This window comes from Trinickia diaoshuihuensis, from assembly GCF_003390925.1.
Classification (GTDB): domain Bacteria; phylum Pseudomonadota; class Gammaproteobacteria; order Burkholderiales; family Burkholderiaceae; genus Trinickia; species Trinickia diaoshuihuensis.
On record NZ_QUBS01000081.1, the window covers coordinates 254,633 to 264,879 of the forward strand.

Here is a 10,247-nt window from a genome sequence, read left to right on the forward strand (position 1 = left end):
CGATTCGTACTTTTGGATTTTTGCCTTTTCTTCGATTCGATATAAACCATGCGTAGTCAGCCCACCAGCTTGATGACCGAGCCCACGCTCGATATGACCGGAGCGACCGATTTGCCCGCCCAAGCGAGCCTCGTGCAATTGACGGAATTGCCGCGGGACGATCGCGACGGCGCCCCGTTGCCGCTCGATACTACCCACGCGGGCATGGCCGACAATCCCCTCATGCATATCAAAGCGGCGGTGACAGTCTGCGTCGGTACCGCGGAGTTGAAAGTGGGTGAGTTGATGAGCGCGCGCGAGGAGCAAGTCGTGCGCCTCGACCAGTCCGTCGAGAGTCCGGTGGACCTGCTCGTCGGCGGGCAAGTCATCGCACGCGGCACACTCGTCGTTATCGACGGCTGCTTCGGCGTGCGCTTGACGGAACTGCCTCGCCCGCTCAAGCCATGACGCGGCATACGCTCGCGCGGTGGGCCTTGCGCGCCGCATGGACAGTCTGGGTCGCGGCATGGATGACGGCGAGTCTCGGTGTTCAGGCTGCCGAGCCGACCGCCCATCCGGGGCAACCGGCATTAGTTGCGCCGGCGCGCACCGCTTGGCGAAGCGACACGGGTCTTCCGGATCGTTCGCATGTGATTCGCGCGACTGCGGCCGTCGTTCTAACGCTCGCGGCGGCGACCGTTTGGCTGGCATCGAGAAAGCGCCGCGGCCGCACGGCAGGCTCAGGATGGGCGCGCTTGTCTCGCCTACGCGCCGGAGCGAACGACAGGCCGGGCGACCAAGCGGTCGTGCGGCAGTCGATGCGGCTGGGCGGAGCAGCGACGCTGCATGTCGTCGGATGGAATGGACGGGAATGGCTAATAGGCTGCTCGGCAGCGGGTCTGACGGTGGTGGCGGAGCAGTCCGAGCGACCTGATCGCGAGACCGCACTGCCCAGCGGAGGGCAACGATGAAGGCCGCTTCGTTCTCCGCCCTGCGCGCGTGCGGGATGGTGCTGCTCGTCATGCTGGCACTCGCCGTGATCGCGTCGCCGCGCGTGCGCGCGGAACCGGGACATGCGGGCGTCGCGATGCAATGGAGCCCCGCCGACGAAATGATGCGTTCGGCGCTACCGCACAACACGGCTGCGCGTACGGCGGGCCGAGCGCCGGTGCAGGAGGCGACGGCCCAGCCGATCCGTATCGTGCTCGGGTTGACGATACTCGCGATCGTGCCGGCGTTGTTGATCTGCACGACGTCGTTCTTGCGCATCATTATCGTGCTGTCGATGCTGCGGCACGCGCTCGGCATGCAGGAAACTCCGCCGAACAGCGCGCTGATCGGGTTGGCGCTTTTCTTAACGCTGTTCACGATGTCGCCGGTATTGCAAGAAGTCGATCACGATGCGTTCCAGCCGTTCATGCAGGGTTCGCTATCGATGGAAGATGCCTACCGCAAAGGCGTGGCGCCCATGCGGGCCTACATGATCCGCCAGACGCGCGAGCAAGACGTCGCGTTGATGATCGAACTGTCCAAAGCCCCGCCGCCGGCATCGATCGACGAGGTGGGAAACGTTCAGCTCGTACCCGCCTACATGTTGTCCGAACTGCGCGCCGCCTTTCAAATCGGTTTCGTCATCTTTTTGCCGTTCGTGTTGATCGACCTCGTCGTCGCCTGCATCTTGATGGCGCTCGGCATGATGATGATGCCGCCGACGACGATCAGCCTGCCGCTCAAGATCTTGATGTTCGTGTTGATCGACGGATGGAGCTTGCTGCTGAAGGCACTCATCGGATCTTTCCACTGAGCGGCCGAGCATGCCTTCCGTCCATTTGGCTCCCTATGGCGCATCGGCGCTCGGCGGTCTTGCCGCCGACGCGGGGGAAGGTCCGCCGAAGGCGGGCGATCGCAACGAGGTGGCCGTTGCCCAACTATGGCGGCAGCACATCGAGCACCGCGACGCGGATGCGCGCGAGGCGCTGATCATCATGCACTTGCCTTATGCCCGAGCGGTTGCGGCGGGGTTATATGGCAAGCATGTCAATCACGAAGCCGAGTTCGACGAGTATATGCAGTGGGCAACGCTCGGTTTGATCGAAGCGCTGGACCGCTACGACCCAGGGCGCGGCGCGCAGTTTACGACTTATGCCTACGTGCGCATACAAGGCGCTATTCGCGATGGGCTCGAACACATTAGCGACCGGCAGGAACAGTTGAGCCTGCATCGCCGGCTGCTTGCCGAGCGAGCGGCTGCGGTGGAGCGCAGCGTCAGTGCCGAAGTCGGAGACGGTGCACAGCCATTCGATCGGCTCGCACGCGTCAGTGTCGGTTTAATGCTGACCTTCTTTCTCGACGGCACGGGCATGATCCATGACGAGGAGGGAACGTTGCCCGACGCGTGCTACGGTACGGTGGTTCTAAAGCAATCGCGTAAGCAAGTGCAGGAATTGATCGGCTATCTCACACCGCGCGAACAGTCGGTGGTGAAATTGCATTATCTGCAGGGGTTGACTTACAGCGAAATCGGGACCGTGCTGGACCTCACGCGCGGACGGATTTCGCAACTGCATGAGCAAGCCCTTACAAGGCTGCGAAAGTTATTCGCAGGACGTGAGGCGGCGAGCGCGCCGGGGAGCGGGGACGCTGCATCTCGCCCGGGCGACGACGTTCAATGATGTAACGATCGATGAGGAAGGTATGCAGGCAGTGGGCGATGTGGAACGGTTGGCGCGGTTGACGTCTTACCTAGCCGGGGATCCCGACAACGATGCGCTGAGACAAGAGGTCTTCGACCTCGCGCTGGCGTGCGGCCGCCGGGATGTCGCCGGCGAGCAGATTGGCTGGGCAACCTCGCGCGATGCGGCAAATGCGCCGTGGCGGCATCGCCATGCATTGCTCGAACTTGCTCGAGATCGCTGGGCGCAGGCTGAAGCGCTGCTGCATGAATTGGTGGAGGAAGGGCACTCGGCGCCTGCCGTCGTATTCAATCTAGCAGTCGCCGAATTCGGTCAGAATAAGTTCGACGCGGCGATCGAACGGTTGCGGCCATTGCTCGTTCATTCGGAACCGCTGTTGCGCGATGCGTTGCAATTGACGCTTCAATGCCTACATCGCTTGCATTTGCTCGATGAGGCGGTGGCCCTGCTGGAGCGCTTCGACGCCGACGCCGGTGCGGGGAGCCTGGGTGTCGGCAGCTTGATCGCGCTGGATCTGGGCGACCTCGACCGAGTGGAGCGGTTCGCCCAACGGGCACTGGCGCGCGATCCGGCGCAGCACGAGGCTTTGGTTGCGCTCGGGAGCCTGCTCGTCGCGCGCCGGGAGGCCGCCGATGCACTGCAGCATCTCGAACTGGCGGCGCGCTTGCATCCCGCTGACGGGCGGACCCTGTCCGCGCTCGGAATGGCGCAGTTGTTGACGGAACGTCTGCAGGCCGCGCGCGAGACATTTTCAGAGGCGGTGCAGCGGATGCCCTCGCATATCGGAACGTGGCATGGATTGGCATGGTCCTGCGTGCTGCAGCGGGATCTGATAGGCGCGCGCGATGCATTCGATCATGCGCTTGCACTCAACCGGGGCTTTGGCGAGAGTCATGGCGGCTTGGCCGTAGTCGACGCGCTGCAGGGGGATCGCGCCGCGGCGCAGTTGGGTATCGAGCGAGCACTGCGTCTCGACCCGCTCGGTTTGTCGGCGCGCTACGCCCAGGCCGTGCTAAGCGGGGATGCCGCCGACCCGGAACGCTTCGCAAGACTAGCGCGGCGCGTATTGGGGGCGAGACACGACGTGCAAGGGCGCGTGCTATCGGACATGGTTCTCGTCCATGCTCCCGGTGATAGCGCTGCTCGGCCGTAACCCGGCGGCCCCTGCTTTAGGCGCGCTCGAATGCATCGAGCAACGTGACGAGGGACTTGCCGTTTGCCGCGCACTCCAACAGCGTGTCGGCGGCCGCGTCGATGTCGTCCCGAATCGATTCCATCTGCTCCATAGTCCGGATGATTTGATCGACCAAGGTCGGAAAATTCGCGTCGCTTGCCGCTTCCTCTCCAAGCCGTCCGATCAGGCCATACTCGATGTACAGGCGAAAGGCCTGACGTCGCTTTTGGGGGTGATCGCGGTCGATGGCTTGAATGCGTTGCGCCAGACGCGCGCCGAGTCGTTCGCGCTTTGCGGCGCCGGCGTCGCCGATCGGTTCCTGGCGCGATTTCGCTACGGCCGTCTTCGTTTGAGCGGCCGGAACGGACTGGCTCTGGATCGTCTGGAACAGCCGGTCGAGCGGAGAGATCGGGCTCATTTAGCGCTGCGTATACGACGCAATCAGCAGATGCATCGACGCATCGTCCTCGACGGCCGGCTCGCCGGTCGGCGCTTGCGTGGTCCCGCTGCCCGGCCCCTCCGGAAGCGGCCCATGCACATCCAATTGAACGAGCTTTTCAAGCAGCGCAGTCATATCGGCGTTCAACGGCGCATTGTCTTTATGCGTTGAAAGTCCTTGCCGGATCCAAGCTTCGGCTTGCCCCCGATCGCCGTGCGCGATCGCCAGCATGCCGCGGGCGAAAGCCGCGAGTGGATGTTGCGTCGCCACGAGCGGCTCCCAAATCGCTCGTGCCGCGTCCGCTAGGCCGGCCGTCATATACATCAAACCGAACTGAAAGCGCGCGATGGCTAGATGAGGCGCGCGCGAGAGACACGCCAAGAATTCGGTCTCGGCCGCGGGGAAGTCGCCGGTCGCCGCGAAATTGGCGGCGCGCAAATAGTGCGGCTCCGGCGCGTGAGGCCGTGCTTCGCCGGCGGTTGCCAGCAGCGCTTGAGCGTCGCCCCAGCGCGCCTCCCGGCTGGCCGCTACCGCTTGTTCCAGCAGGGCGTCGAACGTCGTGTCCATAGCGCGTATGTTCCTATTGCCAAGGCTGCGGTTGCGTGAGCGAGCGTCACTCGGCCGGGGCGCGCTCTTTACGAAGCGTCTTCGCCAATGCATCGAGTTCGAGCCCGACCGCACGAACGTCCGACAGCGTTTTGACCGCTTCTATCCGGGCGAGTAACTGATCTTTTCGTACCTCCGTGCCGATCAGAACCTGTTGCGCTTCATCAGCTGCACCGAGCATGAGGCGAGCTGCGTCCTCGACACTGAGGTTACGGGCGCTAGCATAACTCTCGATGAGCTTCAGATCTTGCTGCCTAGCTTGCTTGCCGCCATTGAGTATCTGATGCGCGAGCGTCGTCTTGTATTGCGTGAGCAGGTCGTTGCCTGCGTAGTCGCCGAGTACATGCGCACGCCGGTCATTGACGATCTGCCGAAGCCTGCTTTGCAGACGGACGATTTCGTTGGCGCGTTGCGTGCTGGCCAACGGCGCGTGCCAGTCGCTCGGATCCATCGGGGGCGAGACGCTCGCCGTGTTGATCGGTGCTTGCCAGCGTTCGCTGAGTAGGTTGCGGCGCAACTCGATCAACTCGTCTTGCGTCGCCGCGCTTCGAATTGCTCGGGCATAGTGCTCTCTCACCACTTCCGTATGCGTGAGCGACTGCAGCATGTCGCGATCGAGGCGCACAATCAATTCGGCCGCCTCGTCCAGCGTGACACCTTGCGTCGTGGCGACCGACCGTAACAACTCGAAATCGTTCGCCTCGTCCGACCCACCGGGCGCCGACACCGCCTGTCGGTAGCGGCGTGCTTCGTCGAGTTTTCGTTGACGCAGGAGATCGCCCATGGAGCAGGTCGGCGCCCATCGCTCACGCGCCTGATCGATTTTCTGCCTCAGCAAGGTCAGTAACGCGCGGCGATTGCTTTCGAGCAGTGCCTCATGAGGCTCCCGCGCGGTGGGTTCGCGGGCATCGGCGAATGTGCCGCCGTTGAAGCGCCAACCCCAGCAATTCGCGAGCGTCATACCCTCGGGCAAGTCACCGAGGTAATGCGTGACGAAATACCAGTCTCCCTCGGATACGGGCGTGTAATTCGGATCGTCGGTGAAGTAGACGATGCGATTGGACTTGACCTGTGTGACGATGAACCAGCCGGATGCGGCGGAGGCGGTGAGCTCCGCGCTGAGGTGATCGGGTGCTGATTGAGGGACGGAATTCATGATGAAGCGTCAATCGTAGTAGGGGTGAATGCGGAAGACCTTGAAGCCGGCGTCGTTGCTGGCACACGCCAGCAACGGCATGCCGTCGACGTGACCTATCGCGGGTGCCTGACGGAACGTGCCGCCGATCTGGCCTTCCCAGACCTTGATTTCTCGCGCCGGATCGAACACGGCGAGATGTCCCTGCCGAGACAGAACGATCAGATATTTACCGTATGCCCGCGGCGCCCAGACGCCGGGGCTGCGCAATCGGCTCAGCCATCGAATCTCGAAGGTCTCGACGTCGAATGCGGTTAGATGCCAGCGATTGTCGAGCACATAGACCGTGCCGTCGGCAACGTGCAGGAACTGATGAATGAGCCCGGGGCCGTGGCGGCGCGTACGTATACATTCGCCGGTTTCGAGGTCGAAGCTTTGGAGCTGTCCTTCCTCCGTCGCGACGAGCACCCTTGCACCGCTCACGGCGGGCTTGCCTCTGACCATGCCCAGTGTCGACGTTTTCCATCGCACGTGCCCGGAATCCGCATCGACGCAGACGAGCGACCGATCGTTACACGTCGCGATGACGGCGTTGGCCTGCGCGGCGTAATGCGGTGTCGCGGGCGGCCAATATCCGTGTTCATATCGCCAGATCACGCGGCCGCTTTTCCAGTCGAGCGAATACAAATGCCCGATCGGGGAGCCGGCGTTGTATTGCTCCGTGTTGATGAAAAGGCGCTCGTTTTGAAGATCCACCTCCGGCGTCGCATGCACATGCGAATCCGGACGCCAACGCCAAACGATTTCGCCGTCGCTTGCGTCGAGCCGCGTAATGGTCCCGTCGTAGCACCCGTAGACGACGCTTCGATCGACCACTTGCAACTGTTGAACGATGCCTTTATACGGCTGCTGCAGACTCGGGCGAGTCCATACCGTTTCGCCGGTCAGCGCGTCGAAGCGCCATATCTGTGCGCGGTCGTCGGCACCGAAGATGCCGCCGTCGGCGATGGCTGGGCTCGACTTGAACGGCGGCGTCGAGCCGTGATTGAACTCGAAACGCCACCACAACGGCTGATCCACGAAAGCAGGGGCGCTGCCGCGCATCCGCGGCGGGCGGGCGTCGTGGCAATCGCGCGACAGGCCGATATCGTGGCGCTTGAAAATTGAGGCGACCGGAAACCGGCTCACGGACAACTGCCGCGAACCGGACGGGCTCCAACTATCGAAGAGCACGGCGAGTCCACATAGATGGAGATCGCGCCGATCGGCCTTCAACGCCTCGTCGACGAGCTGAACCGCCGTGCCTTTTCCGAGGAAATCATCGACGATCACTGCGCGCGCGCCGGGCGGGCAGGGGGCGCCCTCGACCCATCGCTTGCGATAGTAGGTCTTGCGCTGGTCCCGCACCATGAGCAGGGTGAGATCGATCCCGTCGGTCTGCAGGGCGGCGAGCGCGACTGCGTACAGCAGGGGCGCGCCGCCGAAGCCGGGGCCGATCAGCACTTCCGGACGCATCGGACGAATCAATTCCCACAGCAGCCGGCCGGCGGCATGGGCTTGTCCCGTGTGCGACAGCAGATCCTTGAAATCGAACGTGACGTCCTTGCCGAGGAGCAGCACCTGGCTGTAGATGGCGCGCCGCAGTTGCTCGCGATCAGCGGCCAGGGACGCCGGCCGCGAGCGCGTGATTTCAGGAGCGAGCATCGTCAACCGCCATCGCCACCGCCGTCGCCGCCGCCGCCATCGCCACCACCCCCTTCGCCGCCTTCGCCTTCCCCTTCCCCTTCGCCGGAGCCTTCGCTGCTCTCGCTACTTTCACTGCTTTCGCTACTCTCACTGGATTCGCCGGTACCCTCACCGCCACCGCCGTCACCACCGGATCCGCCGAAGTAATACATCGTCTTCTCGACGACGGGATCACCGATCGGCAGTGCGCTGACCGGGGCGATGGAAAAAATCGGCGCCGCATGGAGGAATAACGTCGGGAAGCTGACGTTGTCCAGATCGATATCGGGTGGCATGGTGCTCCTCTCAATTGAGAAAGTTGGGCTGTGTTTGAGGTACCGGTCGGCGCACTGCTGATGCCGAGGATGCGCGGCTCGCCGCGGTTGCCCCAAGGCTCGCGACGATGGCGGGATAGGCCAGCGGGTGCACGGCTGGGTGACTGTTCATTTCGAGCCACCAAAAGTGTTGCCCGTCATAGATCGCGTCTGCTGTGAATAGCGTGCCGGGACGCAAGTCTTCGGGAATTGCCGTATAGAGGAGCCGGCCGGCTTCGCGCAATTCGTCCCACCGTGGATTGACGTTCGTGCGCATGTCGAGCACTAGCCTCCCGCGCGGAGACATGAGCGTTGATCCATAGCGGAACTCCACGATCTGACGCTCGCCCGGTTCGGGAACGTCGTCGAGCGACCGGCCGAAATACGCCAGTACGACGGCCGCGCGTTCGAGCAGATGCGAGAGTTCCGAGGGTTCGCATTTCTGCATCAAGTTGGCGCGATCCTCGATCAACCTGCGAAACGATGAGCGCCCATTGCCGGTCACGCGCGGCATCGTATCGCGTTCGGCTGCCATCGGCGCCCCATTCCAGTACCAGACCTTGAAAATCTCGCCGTCGACGAACTGCTCGTAATAGTCGCGTCGCGACGAATCGATAAGGCATTGTGCGCAAGTGCGAAACGGCCCTTGAATCTGCGCGCCGAACGACGATGCCGCACGCTTGACGACGACATCGGTCATGTCGCTGTCCGTCGAAATCGAGTAAGCCGGAACGCGCAACCCGGCGTGGTGAGCCCATTGTTTGAATATCAGCTTGTCGTTCGCGGCCGGCCAGCGCTTGCTCCGATCAGGCAGCCAACCGGCGAAATGCGTGACTTCGTCGATCAGGGTGGAGGTGTATTGCGCAACGCCGTTCACGCTGGCGAGGAATTGCGGTTGCAGGACCCAAAAGTACTCGCCTCGACGCAGCAGCGCTTGCATGCTCTCGCCGGCGATGATGAGTTCGAACCCCGCATCGAGCGCCGCCTGACGCAACCACCTGACATGATCGAAGAAATTGTTTTTGGATGCGGCCAAGGAAACTCCTGATCGTGGGGAACCGGCGCCCTTGCTGAGGAGCGCGGGAGCACTAAACGAGGCGCAATGCAGCGGTCTCGATCGAACAAGGCATGTGCCGGTCGAACCGCTCCGGCGCGACTCGGCAGACGCTGTCGATCTAGGCATGACAAGTAGTCGTGCGCCCTCTTCGAAATGTTTAGGGCTGCCGAAATTTTTTTTCGACCTGGCCGCTTATGTCTGGGCTTGCACGAGTTCCTCGCTTTCGCAGACGGCCGGCACCCCTTTCGCCCACATATTCGACGACAGCGAGAAGGTCATCGCGCGGACGTGGTGAAACCAGCCGGCCGGTAAATACAGCAAATCCCCGGCATTGAGCATGCACTGACAGCCTTTGACGGCTCTTGCACGCGGAAACCTAGAGAAGTCGGGCGCCTCCGGGTTGAACTTCGAGCCGAACAACACCGGGTTGGATTCCCACAAATAAAGGTTTTCCGCATAGTGCGGCGGGAACAGCATGATGCGCTTCGTTCCCCAAACCTGGGCGAGCAGGTTGTCGTCATAGTCGCAATGCAACGGCGTAACCGTGCCCGCGGGTCCGATCCAGATCTTCAAGTCTTTGAAGTGCTTGAAATATCGCGGCCACCGGCATAAGGCGTCGAGCTCCGGAAGCTTTTGATTGCCCAGATAAGGCGGTAAGCCCGAGGTGCCGCCGCGCAATAGCGCGAAATACTCGGCGAGCGACAACTCGATGCTTTCGCGCTTCTTCGAGAACGCGGCGCTCACATAGTCGCCCACCCGGGCGCGGACCCGCAGCCCGCCGTAGCGCTCGGCCAGCGTATCCGGGGTGAGCGCATAGAGCGGCCAGCCGGGGACGATACCGGCAATGATGAACGGGACGCTCGCCGCGGCGAATGCGGCAAACACATTCGGCTCGAGCGGACTTACGCGCGGCACTGACGAAATGTCGCCCATGAGGCGACTCGCGATTTCGATCCGGCGACGAATGTCTTCCATTGCCAATAGGGCCAGTCGGGTCAAGCGGGACGAGGATAGCAATAAACAGGTATTCGCGCGTTTGCCGCGAAATGTTTAGGGCAGGCGATAAAAAAATATTTCGCGATAGCCCTAAACAATTTGCCCTGCCGACGAGATGACTTGAGCAAC

At 62.6% G+C, this 10,247-nt stretch carries 12 protein-coding genes; 5 read left to right on the forward strand and 7 right to left on the reverse strand.

Features of this window, described 5'->3' with window-relative positions; translation table 11 throughout:
* Positions 1-48: 48 nt before the first annotated feature.
* Genes DXT59_RS19485 through DXT59_RS19505 form a run of 5 tightly spaced genes read left to right on the forward strand, consistent with a single transcriptional unit; the run spans position 49 to position 3,825 of the window.
* Complete coding sequence (locus tag DXT59_RS19485) at positions 49-447, forward strand: FliM/FliN family flagellar motor switch protein (protein WP_116138502.1); 399 nt, start codon at positions 49-51, stop codon at positions 445-447.
* Positions 444-950: a hypothetical protein gene (locus tag DXT59_RS19490; protein WP_116138503.1), complete on the forward strand. Its 507-nt coding sequence runs from the start codon at positions 444-446 to the stop codon at positions 948-950. Before DXT59_RS19485 ends, DXT59_RS19490 begins: the two co-directional genes overlap by 4 nt.
* A complete protein-coding gene (gene fliP, locus DXT59_RS19495; RefSeq protein ID WP_240324583.1) occupies positions 947-1,783 on the forward strand; it encodes a flagellar type III secretion system pore protein FliP in 837 nt (278 codons plus the stop codon). The genes DXT59_RS19490 and fliP overlap by 4 nt, the downstream gene beginning before the upstream one ends.
* 10 nt (positions 1,784-1,793) lie before the next feature.
* Complete coding sequence (locus DXT59_RS19500; RefSeq protein ID WP_116138504.1) at positions 1,794-2,651, forward strand: sigma-70 family RNA polymerase sigma factor; 858 nt, start codon at positions 1,794-1,796, stop codon at positions 2,649-2,651.
* Positions 2,545-3,825, forward strand: coding sequence for a tetratricopeptide repeat protein (locus DXT59_RS19505; RefSeq protein WP_162878156.1), 1,281 nt, complete (start codon positions 2,545-2,547; stop codon positions 3,823-3,825). Before DXT59_RS19500 ends, DXT59_RS19505 begins: the two co-directional genes overlap by 107 nt.
* A 16-nt stretch (positions 3,826-3,841) precedes the next feature.
* On the opposite strand, the gene DXT59_RS19510 is transcribed toward DXT59_RS19505, so the two are convergent.
* The 7 genes from DXT59_RS19510 to DXT59_RS19540 form a co-directional block, all read right to left on the reverse strand.
* Complete coding sequence (locus tag DXT59_RS19510) at positions 3,842-4,264, reverse strand: hypothetical protein (RefSeq protein ID WP_116138506.1); 423 nt, start codon at positions 4,262-4,264, stop codon at positions 3,842-3,844.
* Positions 4,265-4,852: a tetratricopeptide repeat protein gene (locus tag DXT59_RS19515; RefSeq protein WP_116138507.1), complete on the reverse strand. Its 588-nt coding sequence runs from the start codon at positions 4,850-4,852 to the stop codon at positions 4,265-4,267.
* Between the two features lie 46 nt (positions 4,853-4,898).
* On the reverse strand, positions 4,899-6,047 hold the full coding sequence (locus DXT59_RS19520) for a biotin/lipoyl attachment domain-containing protein (RefSeq protein WP_116138508.1): 1,149 nt from the start codon (positions 6,045-6,047) through the stop codon (positions 4,899-4,901).
* A 9-nt stretch (positions 6,048-6,056) separates the two neighbouring features.
* Complete coding sequence (locus DXT59_RS19525) at positions 6,057-7,730, reverse strand: outer membrane protein assembly factor BamB family protein (RefSeq protein ID WP_116138509.1); 1,674 nt, start codon at positions 7,728-7,730, stop codon at positions 6,057-6,059.
* A 2-nt stretch (positions 7,731-7,732) separates the two neighbouring features.
* A complete protein-coding gene (locus tag DXT59_RS30720; RefSeq protein WP_162878157.1) occupies positions 7,733-8,047 on the reverse strand; it encodes a hypothetical protein in 315 nt (104 codons plus the stop codon).
* Between the two features lie 10 nt (positions 8,048-8,057).
* Entirely contained in the window at positions 8,058-9,101 is a 1,044-nt protein-coding gene (locus tag DXT59_RS19535; RefSeq protein WP_162878158.1) for a hypothetical protein, read from the reverse strand.
* A 213-nt stretch (positions 9,102-9,314) separates the two neighbouring features.
* Positions 9,315-10,055, reverse strand: coding sequence for a cupin-like domain-containing protein (locus DXT59_RS19540; protein WP_162878159.1), 741 nt, complete (start codon positions 10,053-10,055; stop codon positions 9,315-9,317).
* Positions 10,056-10,247: the final 192 nt, after the last annotated feature.

What these genes read in the sequence shown, in the direction of transcription:
- DXT59_RS19520 (WP_116138508.1), bottom strand. Translation starts at nt 6,047, where the DNA reads ATGAATTCCGTCCCTCAATCAGCACCCGATCACCTCAGCGCGGAGCTC.
- DXT59_RS19515 (WP_116138507.1), bottom strand. Translation starts at nt 4,852, where the DNA reads ATGGACACGACGTTCGACGCCCTGCTGGAACAAGCGGTAGCGGCCAGC.
- DXT59_RS19525 (WP_116138509.1), bottom strand. Translation starts at nt 7,730, where the DNA reads ATGCTCGCTCCTGAAATCACGCGCTCGCGGCCGGCGTCCCTGGCCGCT.
- fliP (WP_240324583.1), top strand. Translation starts at nt 947, where the DNA reads ATGAAGGCCGCTTCGTTCTCCGCCCTGCGCGCGTGCGGGATGGTGCTG.
- DXT59_RS19485 (WP_116138502.1), top strand. Translation starts at nt 49, where the DNA reads ATGCGTAGTCAGCCCACCAGCTTGATGACCGAGCCCACGCTCGATATG.
- DXT59_RS19510 (WP_116138506.1), bottom strand. Translation starts at nt 4,264, where the DNA reads ATGAGCCCGATCTCTCCGCTCGACCGGCTGTTCCAGACGATCCAGAGC.
- DXT59_RS19505 (WP_162878156.1), top strand. Translation starts at nt 2,545, where the DNA reads ATGAGCAAGCCCTTACAAGGCTGCGAAAGTTATTCGCAGGACGTGAGG.
- DXT59_RS19500 (WP_116138504.1), top strand. Translation starts at nt 1,794, where the DNA reads ATGCCTTCCGTCCATTTGGCTCCCTATGGCGCATCGGCGCTCGGCGGT.
- DXT59_RS19540 (WP_162878159.1), bottom strand. Translation starts at nt 10,055, where the DNA reads ATGGGCGACATTTCGTCAGTGCCGCGCGTAAGTCCGCTCGAGCCGAAT.
- DXT59_RS30720 (WP_162878157.1), bottom strand. Translation starts at nt 8,047, where the DNA reads ATGCCACCCGATATCGATCTGGACAACGTCAGCTTCCCGACGTTATTC.
- DXT59_RS19490 (WP_116138503.1), top strand. Translation starts at nt 444, where the DNA reads ATGACGCGGCATACGCTCGCGCGGTGGGCCTTGCGCGCCGCATGGACA.